The 24,320-nt window shown below is 46.5% G+C and carries 13 protein-coding genes; all 13 read left to right on the forward strand.

Features of this window, described 5'->3' with window-relative positions; translation table 11 throughout:
- Window positions 1–223 precede the first annotated feature (223 nt).
- Window positions 224–1,954 (forward strand): sugar-binding protein, encoded by a 1,731-nt coding sequence (locus JT719_RS15090; RefSeq protein ID WP_207434148.1) that lies wholly within the window; start codon window positions 224–226, stop codon window positions 1,952–1,954.
- Window positions 1,955–2,006: 52 nt separating this feature from the next.
- Entirely contained in the window at window positions 2,007–3,041 is a 1,035-nt protein-coding gene (locus JT719_RS15095) for a glycoside hydrolase family 43 protein (protein ID WP_207434149.1), read from the forward strand.
- A 202-nt stretch (window positions 3,042–3,243) separates the two neighbouring features.
- Window positions 3,244–4,374: an exo-alpha-sialidase gene (locus JT719_RS15100; protein WP_207434150.1), complete on the forward strand. Its 1,131-nt coding sequence runs from the start codon at window positions 3,244–3,246 to the stop codon at window positions 4,372–4,374.
- Between the two features lie 112 nt (window positions 4,375–4,486).
- Window positions 4,487–7,378: a family 43 glycosylhydrolase gene (locus tag JT719_RS15105; protein WP_207434151.1), complete on the forward strand. Its 2,892-nt coding sequence runs from the start codon at window positions 4,487–4,489 to the stop codon at window positions 7,376–7,378.
- 131 nt (window positions 7,379–7,509) lie between these two features.
- On the forward strand, window positions 7,510–9,390 hold the full coding sequence (locus JT719_RS15110; protein WP_207434152.1) for a glycoside hydrolase family 2 protein: 1,881 nt from the start codon (window positions 7,510–7,512) through the stop codon (window positions 9,388–9,390).
- A gap of 1,649 nt (window positions 9,391–11,039) precedes the next feature.
- Window positions 11,040–14,177: a SusC/RagA family TonB-linked outer membrane protein gene (locus JT719_RS15115; RefSeq protein WP_242693261.1), complete on the forward strand. Its 3,138-nt coding sequence runs from the start codon at window positions 11,040–11,042 to the stop codon at window positions 14,175–14,177.
- Window positions 14,178–14,244: 67 nt separating this feature from the next.
- Window positions 14,245–15,732: a RagB/SusD family nutrient uptake outer membrane protein gene (locus tag JT719_RS15120; protein WP_278251878.1), complete on the forward strand. Its 1,488-nt coding sequence runs from the start codon at window positions 14,245–14,247 to the stop codon at window positions 15,730–15,732.
- Between the two features lie 68 nt (window positions 15,733–15,800).
- Entirely contained in the window at window positions 15,801–17,591 is a 1,791-nt protein-coding gene (locus tag JT719_RS15125; protein ID WP_207434154.1) for a T9SS type A sorting domain-containing protein, read from the forward strand.
- 102 nt (window positions 17,592–17,693) lie between these two features.
- Window positions 17,694–18,914, forward strand: coding sequence for a sialidase family protein (locus JT719_RS15130; protein WP_207434155.1), 1,221 nt, complete (start codon window positions 17,694–17,696; stop codon window positions 18,912–18,914).
- Between the two features lie 310 nt (window positions 18,915–19,224).
- On the forward strand, window positions 19,225–20,304 hold the full coding sequence (locus JT719_RS15135) for a glycoside hydrolase family 43 protein (RefSeq protein ID WP_207434156.1): 1,080 nt from the start codon (window positions 19,225–19,227) through the stop codon (window positions 20,302–20,304).
- Between the two features lie 220 nt (window positions 20,305–20,524).
- Complete coding sequence (locus tag JT719_RS15140) at window positions 20,525–21,673, forward strand: glycoside hydrolase family 172 protein (protein ID WP_207434157.1); 1,149 nt, start codon at window positions 20,525–20,527, stop codon at window positions 21,671–21,673.
- Window positions 21,674–21,854: 181 nt separating this feature from the next.
- Window positions 21,855–23,015, forward strand: coding sequence for a cellulase family glycosylhydrolase (locus JT719_RS15145; protein WP_207434158.1), 1,161 nt, complete (start codon window positions 21,855–21,857; stop codon window positions 23,013–23,015).
- 213 nt (window positions 23,016–23,228) lie between these two features.
- Window positions 23,229–24,314, forward strand: a complete 1,086-nt coding sequence (locus JT719_RS15150; RefSeq protein ID WP_207434159.1) for a glycoside hydrolase family 43 protein — start codon at window positions 23,229–23,231, stop codon at window positions 24,312–24,314.
- Window positions 24,315–24,320: the final 6 nt, after the last annotated feature.

The following is a 24,320-nucleotide window of genomic DNA, read 5'->3' on the forward strand; positions in this document are numbered from 1 at the left end:
AGGGAGTAAGCAATGTTACAGGAAGAAGCTACTCAAGCTCTTCTTGCAACTTCTGTTCTTCCCCTTGTTTTGAGCCTGTTTCTGAAAATGAGAGCCTAAAACAGAATTGCTATCAAATTGGTCACGGGTGCGCACTGTGTCAGGTCTTATAAAAGCCCTCACCGGCTTCATGCTTTCAATAATGGTTAGAATGGTTGCAAGAATCTCAAAAGCTGCGTTGGTTATGCTTTGCTCCTTCAGTTGTATAGGCTGTAGCAAAGACAACAATCCAGATGTAGTTCCAGCTATTGAAGAAGTAAAATCAAGGGCTTCTGTAGGCGGTAGTAGAATAGCCTGGGATTTTAGCACCCTTAAGAGAGTATCTTCTGCAGAAACAGGTGCGCGCTACAATGGCTACGCCCGGGTAATTCAGCTACATGACCAGTCATTGCTTTGTGCGTACGAGGCAGACGGAACCGTGGTGGTGGTTAAGAGCCATGACCAGGGAAGTACCTGGTCTGCGCCGGTAACGGTAGCCGCAAAAAAAGATGGGTTCAACATGGCGGTTCCAGATCTGCTGGAGCTAAAAGACCATTCCATTCTGGTTTGCTATAACCCCAGACCTTTTGACATAAACCCGGCAAGAAGGTTTGCCATTCGTACCAAGAAGAGTTATGATGGAGGCCAGACCTGGCAGGATGAACGGCTGTTGTATGAAGCAGGCCATGAATTCGAAAATGGCTGTTGGGAACCTTCGGCCATCCAGTTGCCCAATGGAGAGATTCAGTTGTTCTTCGCCAATGAAGGTCCTTATCCATATTCAGCGGAGCAGAACATTTCCCTGGTAAGATCCTCTGATAACGGGTTAACCTGGACCAGGCAACCCCAGTTTGTCAGTTTCAGGGCATCCAAAAGAGACGGAATGCCTTCTCCTTTATTGCTGCAGAATGGGCAGGATATTATGGTGGCTATTGAAGACAATGGACCCGGTGAGTTCAAGCCTTTTACCGTTAGAACCACTTTTGCCAAAAACTGGTCAAATACGGTAAATGCAGACAGCCCCGACCGCAATTACGCGTTGGCCGAGAAAATCAATGACTTTGTTTACGCAGGAGCACCTTACCTGCGGCAGCTAAAAACCGGCGAGACCATCCTGTCTTACCAGGGAACCGAAGGAAGGACCAATAAGATGGATTTTGCCGAAATGAAGGTGGTCATTGGAAACCAGGAAGCCCGGGATTTTAGCCGTAAGACATCTCCTTTCGCCATCCCCGAGGATAAATCGGGCCTCTGGAATAGTCTCAGTGTTTTGGAAGATAATACAGTAATTGCCCTTACCAGCACCAACGCTTACTCTACCAACGGGGCAACCGAGGTATGGATGATCAAGGGGCACGTAATTCCTGAGATAGCGGCTGAGCAAAGCACCATTACCGTTGACGGGTCTCAAAGTGAGAGTAAATGGGCAGAGTCGTTCCCCGTCTTCATTGGGCAGAAAAGTTTAACCCAAGTATCCAGTTCTCTGGCCTATGATGACCAGTTCCTGTATGTGCTCCATAAAGTGAAAGACGGAAAAGTGGTCAAGGATGCGCAGAATCCCGAAGGAAGTGACGGTGTCACGGTGCAGATTGATGCCACCAACACAGCCTATGAAAAGCCCGGGAAAGGAGTGTATAGCTTCTTCCTGTCGGCAGACAACCAACTGGTGGCCAAAGTAGGCGAAGGGGGCAAGTGGGTTGTGCTGAGCGATGTTAAGAATCTGAAGCATTCAGGCAAGGCCAGTACAACCGGATATGTGCAGGAACTGGCTATTCCCTGGGCTCTGGTGGGAGGTAAGCCCGCCCTTCATACGCGCATGGGGCTCAATATCAGCTTAACCGAAAATTCAGGCAAAGGCCAGGTAGATTATAGAGAGAGTATTTCGGCCAATAACTCAGATCAGCCTTTCAGTTGGCTGACCCTCACCCTCAAATAAAAGTGAACCTGTGCAGTAGTTTCTGATCATAGTAAAATAGGAGTAAACTAAAATGAAGCATTTTTATCAAAAGTACCCCCAAAACGGAGCCTTAATCCTTTTCCTGTTCTTGCTTCTGGGTATCACCTCTGGCACTGCCTTCGCCCAGGCTACTGCCGTTCAACCCGTAAATCAGAAAGGGCAAATCAGTCTGGCAGACCCCACTATTTTCTTTCATGACGGAGTCTACTACCTGTACGGTACCGTGGAAGGGAATAGCGGCGAGGGATTTTTGGTGTACACTTCTTCAGACATGAAATCTTGGGAAGGGCCCAAAGGGGCAAAGGATGGATTTGCTTTGAAGAAGGGCGATGTTTTTGGCGCCAAAGGCTTCTGGGCTCCGCAGGTCTTTTACCATAAAAACAAGTTCTACATGGCCTATACCGCCAATGAAAACATTGCCATTGCTGAGAGCGATAGCCCTTTGGGGCCATTTACCCAAAAGGAGCTTAAATCCTTAGACGCTCCGGTAAAGCAAATTGACCCCTTCGTGTTTATAGATGAAGACGGTAAAAAATACTTGTACCACGTCCGGCTGATTGAGGGAAATAGAATCTTTGTGGCTGAAATGACCGATGATTTCTCCGCCATCAAGCCAGAAACTTTGCGGGAGTGCGTCAGCGCAAAAGAACCTTGGGAACATACCGTTCGTGCAGAATGGCCGGTAGTGGAGGGGCCTTCTATTCTAAAGCATAAGAATCTCTATTATTTGGTTTATTCTGCCAATGATTTCAGGAACCCTGATTATGCTGTGGGGTATGCCGTCAGCAAAAATCCATTAGGGCCTTGGGAGAAACAAAAGGATAGCCCCATCATTAGCAGAGCAGGTATGGGCATAAACGGGACCGGGCACGGTGATTTCTTCCAAGACAAGAAAGGTACCCTGTACTATGTTTTCCATACGCACAACTCTAATGCCCAGGTAGGACCACGGCAAACCGCCATCGTGAAGGCCAACTTCTCTAAAAAGAACAACAACGGTAAAGCCAATCTCACTGTCGATCACAAAACCTTTTATTACCCTAAGCAAGCTTCATTGAAGCAATAGCTGGAAACCGATTACAGAGAGGTTGTAAGTTCCTTGATAAACCTTTTGTCAGGAGCTTCAAATCTAGTCTGCCGTTTTTAGCCAGTTTCTAGAAACTAGCCTTGAAACAGAGGTGAACTAGTTCAAGTGAATTAGAGATGGCTTTAGCTCACAACCAAGGGAGCCGAAGCTCAATGAGGAGAATGCTTACTATATCATCAATATGAAAAAGCTGACCTTAAAGATTCTTTTCTTTTTCCTTGTCTCGCAAGGGGTGGCCATTGCCCAAAACAGCCAGATTGAATGGGGCGAAAAGGTGCTGATTAACAATGTGCCTGTATTTAATGATCTTGGCAAAGTGTCTGAAGCCGGCGGAACCGCAGGCCGGCACCACGGTATGTTTGGGGCGCAGTACGGCCGGATGCTAAAGCTGGCCAATGGGAAATGGATGGTGGGGTATACCGTTTCCAGAAACAATGGGTACGCGAAAGATCCTGAAGGAGGCCTTGAACTTGAAGTGGCAGAAAGCTCTGATAACGGAAGAAGTTGGAAGAAAATAGCTACCATCTCAGACAAAGGCAGGGACTTGGATAACGCCCAGTTAATACAACTTCCAGATAAAACCATTTTGCTGGCGTGCCGATCGGTCCGGTGGCAGGAGTCTTACAGGCTGCCGGTTTACCGCAGCACCGACAACGGACGTACCTGGGTGAAGCTAAGCACCATTGACACAAATGAAGGAAAGCCCGGTGAGTTGGGTAAGCCAGACAAGGGCGTGTACGAGCCTCATTTCTATTTCCTGAACGATGGACGGCTTTCTGTTATGTACGCCAGTGAGAAACACGTGACAGATAGTGTCTCCTACAGCCAGATTATCTCGCAGAAGATTTCTCCCGATTATGGTAAAACCTGGGGAGAAGAGATATGGGTGGCCTATGAACCCGGGCACAATTCATCTAGGCCCGGTATGCCTGTCTGGACCAAAATGAAGAACGGCAGATACATTGTGGTGTATGAGATATGCGGCCCCGAGAAATGTAACATCTACTTCAAGACAAGTAATGATGGTATTTCCTGGCCAGTTGGTTTAGGAACCATCATCCCTGATCAATTAGGCGGTCCTTACATTATATCCCTGACTGACGGGAGACTGATTGTCACTTCTAACCAGAGTACTGTCTCCATCAGTGAAGACTATGGGAAAACCTGGTATAAAACCACCCCAGCCTGGGAAAACACTCTATGGCCCGCTATCTACCAGACTGGCAAAGAGGAAGTGGGGATAATCAATTCAGTGAGAAGAACAGAAGGCGGGCACAACATTCAGGTACGGTTTGGCAAAATAAAGAAATAGGTAGCCTTAAAACGCAAGTAACGCATCACAGATCTATGAACGCCAAGCAGGTAGCGCATGAAAGTTCTACCGCAAGTTCATGCCCAAGGTATTTAGCATATCAGTAGACACTATGAAAAGGAAATCAGACAACAGTCAGCAACTCTACAGCAATATCAAAACGGATAGAAGATCGTTGAGAAATCTGCTGGGTTTGTCTGTACTTCTGATCGGTTCCTGTTTACCGGTGTATAGTCAAATAAGCCCCAACATTGCTAATCCTGTTCTGCCCGGTGTGGCAGATGCCGGTGTCATCAAATACAATGGAGAGTATTACATAGGCGGGGTATTTACCAACGGTGGTTTCTATTCATCTAAAGACCTGGTGAAATGGGATGGCCCGGTGCATGTGTTCTCCATGGATAATAACTGGACCCAAGGGCGATCTGCCGGAGATGACCAGATTCATGCTAATGATATCAACTATATCAACGGGGTGTTTCACATGTATTGGTCCGTTAATTATTGGGGCAAGGATAGAAATGCCATTCATATAGGGCATGCTGTATCCCCCAACATTCTGGGGCCTTACAAAGAACCGGTAAAGACTACCTGGCTAGATAACCGGATTGACCCCGATCTTTTCATTGATGATGATGGTAAGCTGTATTTGTACATGGTAAAGTTTACCGATGGCAATACTATCTGGGCAAGGCCTATGAAAGATCCCGGTACGTTTGCCGGTGACCCCACCTACCTGTTTTCATCCTTACAGGGTACCTGGGAGACACTTGATAACAGGGTAGAAGAAGGGCCTTGGGTGATCAAATACCGGAACCGGTATTATTTAATGTATAATTCAAACCACACCGGTACTGAGTGGGGCAATTATGCCCTGGGTGTGGCAGAAGCAGATAACCCTCTGGGCTTTAATCATGGTACAAAGTATCCCTATCCGGTGGTAAAATCTAACCAGATAGACCTGGAGGATACCTATGTAGATTTATTGAAATATCCGGCCAAAGAGAGTGCTTCTTTTCTGTATACAACTGAACAGCCAACCGGGAACTGGAAAGAACCTGATTTTAATACCGCAGTCTGGCAAAAAGCGCAAGCGGGTTTCGGGTCAAGAGTAATCGAGAACTCTACCACTCGTAAGGTCAAGATAGACTGGAAATCGCCGCAGATCTGGGTAAGAAAGTCCTTTACCGCTGATAAGAAAAACACCGGTAATTTAATGCTTAGGATTCATCATGACGGAGATACCGAAGTTTTTTTGAATGGTAAATCTATCTACAAAGGAGAAGGCAGAAAATACACAACCTGGAACCTGGATAAGAAAGCCGCTTCCCTCCTGAAAGAAGGAAATAACACGTTGGCAATCCAAAGCTCAAAGGGGGATCACTCCAATTTTCTGGATGCTTCCTTGTTTGACCTAAAGGACCAAACCGGAGATGATATTCTTTTTTCGCCCGGCCAACCTAATATCCTCCGCGGACCAAATGGCTTTGAATGGTGGCTTATCTACATGGCCAACAAGAATGCTGACCGAAGAGGGCAGTATATTAATAGAGTGCACTTCTTTGATAAAACCATGACGGTAGATGGAATTAGCAGTACGCATACTGCTGGTTACCATCCAGCCCCTGCGGCTCCCACCTTTTCTGATTTGTTTAATGAGGGGGATACCAGGCAATGGCAAGCTAAATGGAACACTAGCGGCGACCGTTGGAACCTACAGAACAAAGAAATAAAGCAAGCTGAGGAAACCACCGCGCAGGCATTGGTGAAGAGTACGCCAGCTGCCAATTATCTTTTTGAAGCTGGGGTTAAAATAGGTAATTCTTCCACTGGAAAAGCAGGAATTTATGCCTGGTGGCAAGATGATCGTAATTGGGTGAAGGTAGTGCTAAACCCTCAGCAGAAACAATGGACCTGCATTCTAAATGTTGCCGGAGAACTGCAGTCTAAGGCATATGCTCTGCCTGTAGATTTTAACTATGATGTATACCATACCTTAGGAGTGTATAAAAACGGCAATCGGTTTTCTGTTAAGATTGATGATTTGCCAGCCCCAGGAGGTGCCCTGATCCAAACAAACTTCTCTGGTAAAGGGGTGCCTGGCCTCTATACAGATGGAGCAAATACTGCCTTTGATGGAGTACTTTATACCATAGGCTGGGATGAATTTGATAACACGATCACTGGTTGGGGCGCTTCAGCCAAAGGGTCTTCCAAAAAAGGGAACTGGATAGTTGCTGAGAACGGATTTACCCAAACCGAAGCTACAGGTGAATCAGCCATCTTTAAAGGAGATGCCCTAAGTACTTACGAAGTCAGCGTACAGGTTTCTTCAGAGAACAAGACGGGAAGTGCAGGCATTTACCCGGTTTATGTAGATGCCAATAACTACCTGAAAGCGGCCTTCGACTTTAAAAATCAAAAGTTTATTGTTGAAGGAATAAGGGGAGGCAAATCCATTAAAAAACAGGAAGTAGTACTCCGGAAAAGCCAGAGTCTCTATGCTGATATGAAGTATACAGATTTTATGGAGAAGTATTTTTCTTTCAATACTCCCACTTTCATTAACTCCATTCGCTTTAACAAAACACCTCATTTAAAGCAAGACACCACCATTGAGAATATACACCAGAAGGTTGATATCTTCTATAAGCGCGCTGGCGAGTGGCATCCTTTGACCTCCTTTAAAGAGGTGTCCTCTGTCCATCCGGGGTTCAGTAAAATATCATTTGAGCCAATTGAAGCAGAGCAAATAAGGCTGGTAAACAAAGACGCCTCAGACCATAACTTTTACTTCTACAAAGTATGGGTAGAGGAGATGTTCAAGCAAACCTACAACCTAAGGGTAAGCAGGTTAAAAGACGCAATTATCTTTTTTGTTGATGGGCAAGAGGTGCTACGCTTGAAGAACGATTTCCCGGCTTCTCAGATAGGATTACATACAGATCAGACCAAAGCCAGGTTTAACGGAATTACTGTGTTTCACTTGCCTGATGGGCAATAAGTGAGAAGGAAGAAATGCCTCATAGCTATCAAATGGAGTGATGAAGCATCATAACTGGCTTTCAAGCAAATTTTACATCTAAAAGCAGATACGTCAATCACCAGAATAGGAAATAATTAATCTTTCATAATATGAAGAGAACCCCCTTTCTACTCCTTTTTATTCTGCTGTTTCAGGCAGAATTTGTGAATGCCCAAAAAGCAGACTGGAAACCTGTAGCGGGCAAGATAACTTCACCTTGGGCAGAAAAAGTGAACCCCGCTAATCCTCTGCCGGAGTATCCCCGCCCACACATGGTGCGGGATAATTGGCAAAACCTGAATGGGCTATGGCAATATACCGTGCAGCCCCAAAGCCAGAACGAGAGCATTCCTGCCTCTTTTGAGGGAAGCATTTTGGTGCCATATCCAATTGAGTCTGCTCTGTCTGGGGTTGGGAAGACTGTGAGCAAGGAAAATGTACTGTGGTACCAAAGATCAGTGAACGTACCTTCAAAACTCCAGAAGCAAAAGGTGCTGCTGCACTTCGGGGCCGTTGACTGGCAGTGCGATGTTTTTGTAAACGGACAAAAAGTAGGTTCGCACCAGGGCGGCTACGACCCTTTCAGCATGGATATCACCTCGGCATTGAAGAAAGGGAACCAGCAGGAAATAGCCATTCGGGTTTGGGACCCAACCGATGAAGGTCCCCAGCCAAGAGGGAAACAAGTGAAAAAGCCCGAAGGCATTTGGTACACCCCTGTAACCGGCATCTGGCAAACGGTATGGCTGGAGGCGGTTCCTGAAACCTACATCGCCTCTACCAAACAAACCCCAGACATAGATAAGCAGGTTGTGAATGTGGCGGCCCAGGTGCAAAACCTGCAGGCAAACGATCGGGTACGAGTGTCTGCCTGGGACGGAAAAAAGAAAGTGGCAGAACAAGAGGTAAGTGCCAATGGTACGGCTGCGCTAAAGGTTCCTAACCCAAAGCTCTGGGCACCCGAAAACCCTTTCCTCTATGACCTGCGAGTGGCCGTAGTTCGCAACGGGAAAGTGGTGGATGAAGTGAAAAGCTACTTTGCAATGCGCAAAATCAGCATGGCTCCTGACGCAAACGGAACCCAGCGCATGCTGCTCAACAACAAATTTGTATTCCAGTACGGTTTTCTGGACCAAGGCTGGTGGCCCGATGGACTTTACACAGCCCCCACCGAAGAGGCTCTGCTTTTTGATGTTAACAAGACAAAGGAGATGGGCTTTAACATGATCCGGAAACACGTAAAAGTGGAGCCCGCCCGCTGGTATTACTATTGCGATAAAATAGGCATGCTGGTGTGGCAGGATATGCCAAGCGGAGACTTGGGTGCCCGTTGGGGCAACCAGCCAGGCATTGAGGGAGTAGCCGAAGACATGAACCGGACAGCGGAGTCAGAGAGGGTTTACCGGACAGAATGGGCGGAGATCATGAAAGACCTGCACAACTTCCCCAGCATTCTGGTATGGGTGCCTTTCAACGAGGCATGGGGCCAATTCAAGACTGCTGAGATCACGAACTGGACCATGCAGCAGGATCCATCCAGACTGGTGAACAGTGCCAGCGGTGGTAACTTCCATCCGGTGGGGCATATTATAGACTTACACAACTATCCGGGGCCTGCAATGCCAAGAGCAGATCTGTTCGGACAAAACCAGATCATTGTACTGGGTGAATATGGAGGGTTAGGTCTGCCCATAGAAGGGCATACCTGGCAACAAAAGGATAACTGGGGGTATCAAAGCTTCAAGACCGCCGACGAGATGTTTGACAGGTATAAGTCTTTCACAAATAAACTAGAAGAGTTGATCAAGAAAGGCCTCTCAGCGGCAGTATACACCCAGACAACAGATGTGGAAGTGGAAACAAACGGCTTCATGACCTATGACCGAAAAGTGATCAAGGTGCCCACCGAGAAGTTAAAAGAAGTACATACCAAGCTTTACAATCCTTCCCTGGTAAATGTGAAGGCATCAGCAACTAATAAAAGAAATTGAGACTTTGATCTGGTAAAATATGGGAGGAAATAGGTTGCTTACTACCCAATTGATTGAAGGTTTGAACACAGGATTAGTTTACTCCAGTTCACTTTTGTTCATGAAGGAATATAGGCAGTAGGCACGTATCTGTCTCAGCATCTACAAGGCAGAGAAATACTGTTGGCTTAGACAAGAGTATTTCTCTGCCTTGAAAATGGTGTCTTTTTTCAATTATAGGTTGGAAACGCAAAAGGGCAGATGAATACTTCTGCCCTTTTGCGTTTCTAACCGGTATATTTAGTGGATTTTTGTTTTTGACTTATTTCTATAAAAGAAATAAAAAACCAAACTGCCTTGCCTAAGAAGCAAAGCGCAGCGTGGATATTTGATACTGTAAGGTAGTCCTGAATAGTAAACCCATAGATAGCTACGGCAAGGTCAAATTCTCATATGCGGGACGGGTATTTGCCCACTATTGAATAGGCTAAGCTTTATATGTTTCTCGCGTTTTAAAAGGGCCGTCAGTGTGTACCCTGTTCAACCACTATGCTAAGGGCGAATGGCTTGTACAGTTTAAGACTGTAATAAAGAGTTAACAGTATTTAGTTCAGTTTTCACCACTGCAAGTCGGGTTGAGGTTTGTCGTACTAACAACAAAGGAGCAAGAAAATTCCGCTAGGAGACAGGGTTTGGTCTACCTTGCCTTATAGTCTACTTCCAGATTGTGAGGCTTGAGAGCGTCTGCATAGCTCGGAGCATCTTGATGTGCTAGGGCAGAGAGATGAGCAATGCGTCGAGTATCCCTGCTAGGCTAGATGCTCGGTAGCAAGGTAGGCGCCTTGTAGTCATCAATTACTACGGATTGGCCCCAAGCTATTCATAACTTGGTTAAAGAGTACCAGCGGCACTCTGCACCTTTTAACCTCCAGGAAGAGGTCTGGTTTTTAATTGACTCCCTGGCAATAGGGACGATGATTCCATCTTCATTAGACTGCAAAAGAGTCTACACGCCCCGTGCCTCATCCTTGTAAGACTCATTGGATTAAAAAAAGCAGTACCGTGTGACCTTGGCTTTTGGCAACCTGCTCAATGCCGTGAATCACTGAGCCCAAGAAACTGGTTTTCGGCGCTGGGAATGATAACCTCAAGCAGGAGACATCTGCCTAGTCTTAGGGAAGAGGCGGCTTGGTTTTGCTAATAGTTAAGTTTTTGTGTGGTCTTCCGCGCGAGAGCTTTAGCAGCTGCGCTGATGGAAGGGTAGTCATCCAACGCGGGGGAGGCGGTAGCCGCCGTGCTTCCTAACTCTATGCGATATCGTGTAAGGTGATCCGTTGCATGGTATGTAATCGATTACATGAAGAAGCGGAGGGTTGCCATATTTGTAATATTGGTGACGCAAGTGCTGAATTATAAAACCATAATTACAGGCCTTGTTTTTTAAAAATAATTTATATGTTTGTTGTTGTTAATCGGTTAACTTTTTTTGAATATTAATAGTTAGCCGTAGTTTTGGCTAAACTTTTTAGGGTTGTTAAATTTTAGGATTGTAAATGCAGTACGTAAACGATTACGTTAATTTACAGATTTCTTAAGTTTATGCCCTGGCCTCCCTTTGGCATTCTTTATTAAATCATAGATTGCTTTAACCATTCCAATCTCTAGTTTACATGAAAAAAAAGTTACCTATTGAATTGCAAGAAGGAGACGAGGCGTTGCATCTCAGGAAGATGCTGCGGAAGTCTAGCAGCTTTTTGCTTATTTTTTTCCTATTTATTAGCGCATTGGCGCAGGAAGTAGCCGGGCAAGGCAGAAACATCTCTGGGCGTGTAACAAATGCCGCAGGGGAGGGCCTCCCGGGGGTTACCGTATTGGTAAAGGGTACAACAAACGGGGCTTCTACTGATGCAAGCGGAAACTACCTTGTTCCGCTCGCTGGTGGGCAGGAGAACGGTACCCTTGTATTTTCTTACATCGGATTTGTTACCAGAGAAGTGCCTATCTCGGGGCAGTCTGTAGTGAATGCCGTTTTGCAGTCTGATGAGCAGACTCTGAATGAAGTTGTGGTAATTGGTTACCAGACTGTAAGGAAAAGAGATCTGACAGGAGCAGTCTCGGTGGTTAATCCTGAGCAGTCCAGAAGAGTGACGGCAACTACCGTAGCAGAGTCTATCCAGGGCTTGTCTCCTGGGGTAACGGTGAGAACCGGTGGTGCTCCGGGGCAAGGGGCTGCCATTGAGATTCGGGGAGCGGCAAGTTTCACAAATACCTCTCCTTTGTACGTGATCGATGGTATGCTCTCAGATGCTAATACCACCGTTAACACCAACGACATCGAATCGATTCAGATCCTGAAAGATGCATCGGCTGCCGCAATCTACGGTTCTCGTGCCGGTAATGGAGTAATCATCATCACTACCAGACAGGGGCGCGAAGGACCAGCCAAGGTTAATTTCTCCGCAAAATATGGTGTGCAGCAAATACCAAAGCGCTGGGATATGATGAATGCTTCTGAGTTTGCCTCCATGCAAAGAACGCAGTTTGAGAATGCTGGTTTAACGCCTCCGGCAAGTGTGGGAGATCAGTTTGACCCATCTATAGATACAGATTGGCAGGACGCTGCTTTCCGGTTAGGCAATGTGCAGGATTATAACCTGAATGTGTCTGGAGGTTCTGCTACAAGTACTTACATGGTGTCTGGTAGCTATTTCACAAACAAAGGCGTCCTGGTGGGGAATGACTTTGAGAGAGGAAGCTTGAGAATCAATACAAGAAGCAAAAGAGGACGTGTTTCTTTCGGTGAAAACCTTCTTTTAACCAATACTGTACGGAACCTGCCTGCAGGAGGGAACCCATTCTATGATCTTCCCAGAATGTTGCCGGTAATACCAGTGCAAAGCCCTGCTTATATAGGTGTAGGTGGCAATAACCCCGGAGGTTGGGGGCTTGGGAATCCCGATGCTGAAACCTATGCGTGGAATTCACTAGCCGTAAACGAGCTGTGGAGAAGAAGAGAGAACTTCTCTAAGCTGATCGGGAATGGCTTCGTGGAAGTTAAAATCACAGATTGGCTTACCTATAAATTTGATGCCGGCCTTGAGGTAAGTTTTGATAATGTAAAAACTACCAGAAAGCGGGGAGATTGGCGGTATGAGATGGTAGACGACTCTACCAGAATTGACGATTATCGTGGAAGATTCCTCAACACCAAATTTGATCATACCTTAAACTTTACGAAAGACTTTGGGGCTCACCACATAGATGGAGTTTTAGGTGTAACTCAACAGCATATTCAAAGTGAAGGGGCAACTGCCGGACGTACTTGGTTGCAGGTGATAAATGGCCAGTACTATACCACCATCAACTCCGCAAGAGGCTCAGCTATTGCAAGCGGCGATGTGGGTAATGATTATAGAAACATTGGTTACCTGGGACGAGTGAATTATGTGCTGAAAGACCGGTATTTGTTCACTGTCACTGGCCGTGTTGATCAAGACTCAAGATTTGGTAAAGATTACAGAACCGGATTTTTCCCTTCCTTCTCTGCCGCCTGGAGAATTAGTGAAGAAGAGTTCTTCAATGCTCCTTGGGTATCTGACCTGAAGATTAATGCTTCCTATGGTACACTTGGTATCAATACCTTAGGCTCATGGGACTACATCGGCTTCCTGAACAGTAACCCTAGAGCGCCATTTGGACCTAACGGCTCAGAGGTAATCGCTATTGGTGCTTACCAGGCCAGATTAACCAATCCTAACCTGAAATGGGAAAGCCGTGTAGTGAAGAACATTGGCGTTGATGCTGGCTTGTTCAATAACAGAGTAACCATTGAGTTCAATGCTTATAACTCATTGTCTAAAGATGTATTGGTGAATCTGCCTATTGCCTGGTACTTGGGTAACCTGGAAGGAGATCCGGCAGTAAACGCGGCTTCTATCAGAAACACTGGCTTTGAGATTGGAGCTACTTACAGAAACAATGAGAACGCCGTTAAGTGGGAAGTTTCTGCCAATGCTACTACCATCAAAAATGAAGTAGTGGATTTGGGTAACAGCGGCCGTGTGCAGAATTACATTTCTACTGGTCTTACCCGCAGCCAGGTGGGCAGACCTCTTGGAGAGTGGTACTTGCTGAAAACAGACGGGATTTTCCAAAGCGAGGAAGAAGTAAATGCCCACGTAAATGCGAATGGAACCATTATCCAGCCTGATGCCAAACCAGGTGATATCCGTTTTGTGGATGTAAATGGCGACGGACGTATCACAGAAGATGGGGACAGAACATTTGTGGGAGGTTCTCCCTGGCCTACCCTGCAGACAGGTGCCCAATTCAATGCTTCTTACAAAGGGTTCAGCCTCAATGTTCAGTTAGTAGGTGTATTTGGGAACAGGATATTCAACGGAGTTAGAAGAGATCTTGACGGCTACCAGCTGAATAACTTCAGAAGAGACATCAATCCTTGGAGACCAGATAACACCAATACAGATGATCCTCGCCTTGGCCTGGAAGAAGGTGATCCTGCCATTGCCCTTAACAATACTTTCTCCAGTGACAGATGGTTAGAAAACGGCTCTTATGTTAGGCTGAGAAATCTGGAGTTTGGATATGACATTCCTGCAAACCTGCTAAACCGTGTTGGAGTTGGAACTGCTCGTGTATTTGTAAGCGGGCAAAATCTATTCACAATCACAAAATATACTGGTCTGGATCCGGATGTGGTAGGTAGTGGAATCCTTGACCGTGGTTTTGATGCAGGAAACTGGCCAGCCAGCAGAATGTTCTCTTTAGGGATTCAGTGTGGTTTTTAATACAAAACAGAGTTAGAGTTACATGAAAAAGATATTAATATATTCACTTTTAGCAGCAGGGTTAGTAATGTCAAGCTGTGATAATGAGCTAGATATAGATAATCCTAACCGGCCAACTACAGAAGTGTTCTGGCAAAATGCTTCTGACGCTCAACAGGGGGTAAACGCTGTCTATAGTACATTCCACCGGGTTGGTTTTTCCAGGCTATTGCCTTTCCTGACAATCACAAGGTCAGATTTAGGAGTTAGTTATAGCCCTAACCCTACCCTTGCAAATGCAATAGACAAATTCATCCAGCCAGACTACAACCTTTGGGAGACAGCAACGCTGTATCATGAAATGTATGTAGGAATAAACCGGGCAAATCAGGTATTGGACAATGTGCCGGCTATTCAAATGGATGAGACGCTAAAACAGCGGCTGATAGGAGAGGCAAAGTTCCTGAGAGGCCTTTTCTACTATCAGTTGGCAAGCTTGTGGGGTAACGTTCCTTTGATGCTTGCAACTCCCACCCCTACTGATGTGCCAGAGCAGGCTTCACAAGAAGAAGTATGGGCTCTGATACAAAAGGACCTCACAGAAGCCGCGGCAGGGTTGCCTACTAGCTACCAGAATCCTGCTGATCTGGGGAGGGCTACAAAGGGAGCTGCTTTTGCCTTGTTAGCCAAAGCCTACATGCAAGATGGTAAGTATAATGAGGCACTTACTCCCCTGAAATGGCTGGTAGAGGAAGAGGGCAGAAACATTTACAGCCTGATGCCTAATTACCGTGATAATTTCCTGAGTACTACTGAAAACAACAGAGAATCTGTTTTTGAGATACAGTTTGCAATTAACCCGGTAGAAACAACCGATAATGACATTGCAACTCCGGATCAGAACTATGGAACTTCTATTGCTCAGTTCTTTTCGCCTAAAGGGTTCCAGGATGCTGAGGCGCTTAGATGGGTACCAAGAGAGTTCTTGAAAGAACAGACCTCAACAGGCCAAAGAGACCCAAGAGTAGACGCTACTTTCTTATATGACTCTACTGATGTGAGAGGACCACAATTCTCAAGGGTATATGACCAGACCTGGGCAGTAGCTTATAATCCTTCTCATGCTTTCCGTAATCGGGTATGGTTCAGGAAATTCTTGAATGACGCAACCCAAAATACAGAAGGTTTCCGCTCTCCAAATAACTGGCGCTACATCAGGTATGCAGATGTATTGTTGATGTACGCAGAATGTCTGAACGCGGTAGGCAGAACCCAGGATGCCTACCAGTACGTGGATAGAGTAAGACAGAGAGTTGGTTTGCCCAGGCTGACCGATGCGAAACCCGGAATGTCACAATCTGAGTTCCTGGCTCAAATCAAGCACGAGAGAATCACTGAGCTTGCCGGAGAAGGTCATAGATGGAATGACTTAGCCAGATGGGGTGACTTAGGGCCACAGTTAGCCCAAAGGGATCCAGCCTTTGCGCGGTTTGAGGTAGGCAAGCATGAGTTGCTGCCTATTCCACAACGTGATATAGACATCAATCCAAACCTTACCCAAAATCCAAATTGGTAATCATATTCACAGCCTTGGGGTAAATAGCCCCAAGGCTTTACCTTATTCCCAAAACTAAATCCACTATTATGAAAAAAAATCTACTGTTTTTTAGCTTAGGGCTATTAGGCCCATTGGCAAGCTATGCCCAAGGGCCTTTCGTTGTCAGGAATCTGGAATTAGAGGTCCAGCACGCAAAAATTTCAGCTATTGACATTGACAAAGATGGAGATGTGGATTTGCTGATAGGTGGGTCGGGGAATAATGTGATGCTGTATAAAAATAATGGAAGTGGGGAGTTTACGCCGGCAGAGCATCCGTTTACGGGCGGCGCGCACGTGACCTATGGCTGGGGAGATGTCAACAATGATGGCAACTTGGATATGGTGCAATCTGGTTTCGGAGGGCCGCCTTTTGCAGACCTGTTTACTTCAGATAATGCAGGGGTATTCACCAAGCAAGCTTCCTCTCCATTGCCGCAGATGGCGCCTACTATAGGTATAGCCGATTTGAATAATGATGGCTATCAGGATGTATATGTTTTTGGAAATCAGGATTTAGGAAGACCCAAGATTTTATTCAATAATAAACAAGGGGGATATACTGAATCATCTCAGTTTGAGTCTTATAAGTTCATTGACCCTATGGTATCACCAGTAGATTATGATAATGATGGTGATCTGGACCTATTTGTAATGGCAACAAACGTCCAAACCGGAGGGGATCGCCGTTTTTCCAGAATCTTTGATAATAATGGTGGAACCTTTACAGAGCGTAACCTGAATCTCATGCCAAAAGGCTGGGGCTCTGCTGTATGGGGAGACTATGATAGTGATGGTGACTTAGACCTGTTGTTGAATGGCGACGGTTGGTTAGAGTCTGGGGAAAACAATGATAATATTTATCGCCTTTACAGAAATGACGCAGGTGCGTTTGTAGCGGCTTCTACCTTTCAGGATTATCGGCAGTTATCTGCCGGTGATGGTGGAAGATTTGCAGACTGGGACAACGATGGTGATCTGGATGTGATTGTTACCGGTTGGAGCCATAACCAAGGACGGCAGGCAACAGACATCTACCTAAACAACAATGGTACATTCACAGCGCATTCAAATAATGCCTCAATCCCGGGTGTGTCTGAAAGCGCAATTGAAGTGGCCGATGTTGATGGAGATAAGGACCTTGATCTTATCATGACCGGGTTTTCAGGTAACAACTACAATGGCGCCAATAGTGCTTTCAGCAGAAACGTTTCTCTGGTTGTTGTAAACCCGACAACAGCCACCAATGCAGCACCTTCTGCGCCTTCTAACTTGCGGGCAACCCTGGCAGGTAATGGTGATATCACTTTCGCCTGGAATGCCTCTACTGATGATACCACCCCTAGTGCTGCTTTAACCTATAACCTATTTGTGGTAGGACCTAACGGCAAGCAATATACTTATGCATTAGCAGACACTACCTCGGGAATGGTGCGAACTCCAGGCATGGGAAATGTGCAGCTAAATAAAACCTGGACGTTGAAAGGCCTGCCGGAAGGTAAGTATCGCTGGGGAGTACAAGCCATAGACAACAGTTTCGTAGGATCTCCCTTCATGAAAACGCACTTTACTGTTTCTAACGGTGTGCTTACCAAGGTGGCAGATGAAAAAACAAAGATTGCTATGGTAGTGTATCCTAACCCTTCTCCTGGTAAAGTAATGGTGAAGTTTGAAGAAGGTAAGAAATACCAGGTGAGAGTGAATACCGTAGATGGCAGGTTGGTAAAAGAGCAGGCAGTAGCAGGAACCCTGCATTTAGATTTACGTGCCGGTGTCTACGTGCTGCACGTGACAGACCCTCGTGGCGGCGTTGATACTCGCAGAATAGTTGTTAAATAATTTTTTTAAAAACTGGGATAGCCTTTAGTGTGGGGCTATCCCAGTTTTTTTTAATAGGTCAATTAAGTAAAAGTAAAGGATTGATTAGCGAGTTAGAAGTTTATGATAAAGCTTAAGAAAATTGGGTTTTTATATCTGTCACTTGGCATTCTTACCTTCTCTGCATGTAAGAGTGATCAGGAAGATCCTACCCCGGTAGGACCCCAACAACCTTCCCAGGTACACGCAGACGATTATCCGGAGCAGGATAATTCTACACCCTCTTTAACTATCACCTGGAGTAACACTGCCACTAAGCTATCCCATGATGTATATTTTGCGGAGTACCCGCGCATACACCGGGTGAAAGGTGATACTCTTTTGCTTACCTACCACTTCGGCCCCAGAAACAACGAGTGGGATAACATCGCCATCAGAAGAAGTATTGATAACGGTGCCACTTGGTCAGCACCAGAAACCATAGTGGCAGATGATAAGCCAGATTACTATGGTTTTTCAAACCCCGAGATAATTGTCTTGAAAGATGGTTCTGTGATGCTGGCGTATGCAGGACGAGGAAACCCCGATGACAACGCACACAGCAATGTGCAAATCAGAATGAGCAATGACCGGGGCTGGACATTTGGTCCCCCAAAGGTTGTAGCCAGAGGCAGGTCATGGGAACCAGCCATGATTCAATTGCCCGATGGTGAAATACAGCTGTTCTATGCCAGCGAGGCAAGGTTCTGGAACGGACCTGGTTCTGTAGCTGAACAGCAGGAAATCTTAATGGTGCGTTCAACTGATAACGGAGCTACCTGGAAGTCTCCCAAACAGGTTGCCTATACAAACAATATGCGTGACGGGATGCCGGTTCCCTTGGTGTTGAACGATAACAAAGGAATTGTTTTCCCGATTGAAAGCGTAAAGGATTCAAAATCACCCTGGATGGTGTGGTCTTCTTTGAGCGCAAGTTGGAACTATAAATCAACTGCTTCCCTGGAAAACGGAAGAAGGTGGCTAGCTACAACGCAAAATATTTGGGGCGGTGCGCCTTACATCATTCAACTGCCTTCTGGTCAAACCATTTTGTCTTGCCAGGATGCAGGGGGCAGAAGTGTACCGGACTGGAAGAAAAATACAATGTTGGTATTGGTAGGGAACAGCGTTGCCAAAAACTTTACCAATATATCTTACCCCTGGCCTAATCTGCCTGCTACCGAGGGGGCGTATTATAACTCGCTTTTCCTGAAAGACGCCAATACTATAGTAGCTCTTACAACCAGGAACTTTAGTGACGGGCATAGCGAAATTTATATGAAAGAGGGGCAAATAGTACGATAAATAAAAAACGGTAATAGAATTTGTTTAATCGATTAACCTTTTTAAATTGCTCCTGTTATCCAAGTAATAAGAGTAGCGTCTATTTGATCTTATTACCGCAGGATAGAGCATGAATATTAACGTTTTGTGCCTCAGTTTATCTTGCCTATCAGGTAGAGTGTTTAAGATTAATTTTTTCTCTTTGTTAATCCTTTATTTCTGCATCACAAATACCAAGGGGAATAATAAAGATGAAGGATAAAGTAGGGAAGAGTCAACAAATGATGCATTTAAAATGGAGTTGGGAGGCTTGTTAAAATTTACAGCTAAAATGTCTATCAGAAAGTTTGTTTATGGTTCTCTGTTTGTTGCTCTGTTCACGCTAGGGTGCGGAGCAGATTCAGAGGATACTAATGACGTCACGCCCAAGCCCCCGGTAGCTGCAGTTGATTCAACTTTTACAAATCCGTTGCTGGCGAGTGGTCCAGACCCTTGGGTAGTGCATCATGGTAGTTTCTATTACTATACCCATACCATGGGGAACAGGATTGGTATCTACAGAACCCAGTACATAAGCCAGCTCTCCAAAGCCTCTAACGTGACCATCTGGACAGCACCTGCTACCGGGGCTTATTCCAGAAACGTGTGGGCACCAGAAATCCATAGAATAAATAACAAGTGGTATGTGTATTTCGCGGCTGATGATGGAAATGACGCAAACCATAGAATGTATGTACTGGAAAACCCCAGTGACAACCCCTTATCAGGTACGTGGACTTTCAAAGGCAAAATTTCTGATCCGTCAGATAAATGGGCGATAGATGGTTCTGTTTTTGAGCATGATAGCAAACTGTATTTCATTTGGTCAGGCTGGGAAGGAACAGATCCTAACGCTAACTCTGGAAGGCAGCAGATTTATATAGCCAAGATGAGTAATCCCTGGACCATTGAAGGGGAGAGGATAATGATTTCCAGACCCACCTATACCTGGGAAAGAAATGGCTTGGTTAACGAAGGGCCAGAAGTACTTAAAAACAAAGACGGAAACCCGTTCTTAGTGTATTCAGCAAGCGGTTGCTGGACAGATAGCTATTCCCTGGGAATGCTCACCTTAAAGGAAAACGGAGATCCCCTGAAGCCAGAAGATTGGGTGAAATCTACCAATCCGGTTTTCTCTACCAAAGCTGAGAGCAGCGCGTTTGGTCCAGGGCATAACGGTTTCTTTAAATCGCCAGATAGCAAGGAAGACTGGATCATTTACCACGCCAACCCACTGGCGGGGCAAGGATGCGCTGACAAGCGAAGCCCACGCATTCAAAAGATCAATTGGCGGGGAGATGGCACTCCTGATTTTGGGGAGCCGGTAAACATCAATACCAAAATTAAAAGACCGTCAGGGGAAATAAAGTAAAGAATACTACAAGTAATAAGCCCACCTAGTGCGTTTCTTGATTCTTCAATAATGCCTCTTTTTGAGGAGGGAATGGTATTGCCCATTTGGCAGGTTTGTGATTGCTATTTGAGTGAATCATCCACGCAATCATAGGTTTATATAGTGGCCTAATGCAGTAATTAGCTGAGTTTTTTAACCTTTCTGAATAACTATAATCTATCAAAAAGAAGTAATTCTGATGAAAAAAGTACTTGCTTTATTGGCTGTTGTCATGTTTTCTTTTGGAGCCTATGCTCAAAAGGCAGGCAACTTTACTGGATTGGAAATGAACCTGGGTAACCTCTTCCGGTTGTCTAACGCTGAGTCCCGTTCTATTAGTCCTGAAAACATAACCGGCGCGAAAGGCAAAGGAGGCATGACCCCCTTAGACAAAGGGGTACATGGGCATCAGGCGCGTGAATTAGGATTGGGCTGGAAAATAAACCCCTTCGTATGGATTGAGGGTGGCAAAACCATCACCCTAGCCGAAATTGAGGGACCAGGCGCTATCCAGCACATCTGGATGACGCCAACCGGTAACTGGCGCTACTCTATTCTTAGATTCTACTGGGACGATGAAAAAGAGCCTTCCATTGAAGTACCGGTAGGTGATTTCTTCGGGATGGGATGGGGCGAGTATGCACCATTGAACTCGCTGGCTGTAACGGTAAACCCGGGTAGCGCTTTCAACTCTTATTGGGTGATGCCCTTCCGTAAGAAGTGCCGCATAACCATGGAGAACACCAGTTCTGAGCGCATGAACCTGTTCTACCAGGTTGATTACACGCTAACCGATATCCCTAGCGATGCCGCTTACTTCCACGCTCAGTTCCGCCGGAGCAACCCAACCAAAGGATCGCTTTATACCCTGATTGATGGCATCAAAGGAAAAGGCCACTACGTGGGTACTTACATGGCCTGGGGTGTAAACAACAACGGCTGGTGGGGTGAAGGCGAGATCAAGTTCTACATGGATGGCGACAAAGACTTCCCAACCATCAACGGAACCGGGGCCGAAGACTACTTCTGCGGTTCTTACAACTTTGAGAATAAAAAGACCCGGCAATATGAACCCTATTCCACCGCTTATGCCGGCTTGCACCAGGTGATAAGGCCAGACGGCTTGTACAACGCGCAGCAGAGATTTGGTATGTACCGCTGGCATATTGTAGACCCCATCAGGTTTGACAAAGACCTGAGAATAACCATTCAGGATTTGGGCTGGCGCAGCGAACACCGGTATCTGCCGCAGCAATCAGACATTAGCTCGGTGGTTTTCTGGTACCAGACAGAGCCGCATGCTCCGTTCCCCAAACTGCCGTCTAAAAATGATCTGGAAGTAAATTAGTTTGTGTGAGGTGCTTTGATTGGAAGGAGCTACGTCCCAAAAGGGCGGGCTTCTTTCTCTCAGGCATATTCTGTTTTAAGCCCTGTTCTCAGAAACCAGGAAGAAAACAGCGTTGCTTTTGGGCTTAGGAACAGAGCCTGTTTTCATTCAAACCAAACAAGATTCCAATAACACAGTACCCATGAAGCATACTAAACTGTATTTGCTAGCACTGGTGGTTTGCCTCTTTACCCAGGGCTGTTTTAGAAAGGAGGCCGAAAACAAAGCCGTTAAGCCCAGGGCAGTTTGGACGAAAGAGGAGGCGAAAGCATGGTACGGCAAGCAAGGCTTCCTGATCGGGCCAAATTTCTCGCCTAGTACGGCCATTAACCAAATGGAAATGTGGCAGGCCGAAACCTTTGACACGGCCACCATTAACCGGGAACTGGGCTGGGCGGAGTCCATCGGGATGAACACGGCCAGGGTGTATCTGCATGACCTGCTGTATCAGCAAGACTCAGCCGGCTTCCTGCAGAGAATAGACACTTTCCTGGACATCGCGGAGCGCCATAACATCAGACCCATGCTGGTGATTTTTGACTCTGTCTGGGATCCGCATCCAAAGTTGGGCAAGCAGCGTGACCCTCGGCCCCATGTGCATAACTCGGGTTGGGTGCAAAGCCCTGGTTCTGCAGTCCTGCAAGATTCTACCCAGTATCCGCGCCTGGAAAGGTACGTGAAAGGAGTGATCGGGAAGTTTGCCAAGGATGAACGGGTTCTGGCCTGGGATATCTGGAATGAACCTTACAACCTGAACGAAGGCTCTGCTTACGGAAAGCAGGAGCTGCCTAATAAGTTAGACTATGTTCTGCCTTTGCTGAAGAAGTCCTTTGTATGGGCTCGTTCTGCCAACCCTTCTCAGCCGGTAACCGCTGCTGTCTGGAAAGGGAACTGGTCTAGCCATGATAGTTTAACGGCCATTCAGAAAGTGATGATTGAGCAATCTGATGTGATCACTTTCCATAACTATGATGGGCCTCAGGAGCTGGAAAAACGTATTACCTGGTTACAGCGCTACGGTAAGCCATTGATCTGCACAGAGTACATGGCCCGGCCAAATGGCAGTACTTTCCAGAGTTCATTGCCAATTGCCAGGAAATACAACGTAGGCATGATCAACTGGGGCTTTGTAAATGGGAAGACCCAAACCATTTACCCCTGGGATAGCTGGGACAAGCAGTACACCAGTGAGCCTAAAGTATGGTTCCATGACATTTTCCGGCAAGACGGCACGCCTTACAGCCAGGAAGAAGTAGAACTGATCAAAAGCATGACCGCCGTTCAGGCAACCGCATCCAGGTAAATCAAAATAGGTATGAGTTGCTGAAAATCAAGTACGTACTTCATACAAGCACAATAAGTCCTGCTTTCTGTTTTTGGCCCATTTCTTTAAAGATGGTCCAGAAACAGAAAGCAGGATTTTGTACAAACAAGTTGACAGGGTGCTGGCCAGCCGGTCACAAAAAGGAAAGTTTGAGATATACTTGCCAGCAGATGGTAAGCGATTCAAGGAAGCATGAAGCAAAGTTTAATTAAGTTTTTGGTAGTAGGTATCTGCCAGGTTGGGTTGCTGGGGTGTAAGACCACCGCGGTACAACCTTCCGTTGCCGATACTCAAACCAGGAAAGAAGTAACCCAATACTTCACCAACCCCATTGCCAATGGCGCTGATCCCTGGGTGCTTAAAAAGGACAGTATCTATTACTCCTGCGGATCGGCTAATAAAGGAATTTACGTTTCCCAGTCAAACAAGCTCACCCAGTTAGGCGAAAGGGTACCCGTCTGGCAAGCACCAGCCACGGGCTGGAACGCGCACAACATCTGGGCTCCTGAGATTCATTACCTGCAAGGCAAGTGGTACATCTACTACACCGCCGGGAAAGAGCCGGGCGGGCCGTACATCCATCAGCGCTCCGGGGTGTTGGAATCAACCACCGACAGTCCGTTTGGGCCGTACGTTGACAAAGGCATGCTATACACCGGCGATAACCTGTCAGACCCCAGCACCGTGAAATGGGCCATTGATTTGTCGCCGTTTTACCTGAACGGGCAGCTATACGCCATTTGGTCGGGGTGGCAAGAAAATGCCCCCACAGACAAAACCAAGCAGCACCTGTACATCGCTAAAATGAGTAACCCGTGGACCATCAGCTCTAACCGGGTGAAGATTTCCTCGCCCACGCAACCCTGGGAAACCGGCGGCGAACTGGACCTGAACGAAGGGCCCGAGCTGCTGAAGAAGCGGGAGAAAGCCTTCGTGATTTATTCTACCCGCGAGTCCTGGCTGAAGGAGTACCGGCTAGGGCAACTCACTCTTTCTGATACCCTGGCAGACCCGATGCAGCCCGGTAACTGGGTTAAATCCAGCGGGCCAGTGTTTGAGGGAACGGAGCAGGTGTTGGGCGTAGGGCATTGCAGTTTCACCACCTCGCCGGACAACACTGAAGATTGGATTCTGTACCATGCCAAGAAATCGGCCACGCCGGGCTGGCAGCGGGACATCAGGATGCAGAAATTCACCTGGTCTGCAGATGGGTACCCGGTTTTCGGGCAGCCCATTCCGGCAGGGGTGCCTGTTCCGGTGCCGTCTGGTCAGAAATAAACTTTT

Source organism: Sabulibacter ruber (assembly GCF_017355955.1).
Lineage (GTDB): Bacteria > Bacteroidota > Bacteroidia > Cytophagales > Hymenobacteraceae > Nibribacter > Nibribacter ruber_A.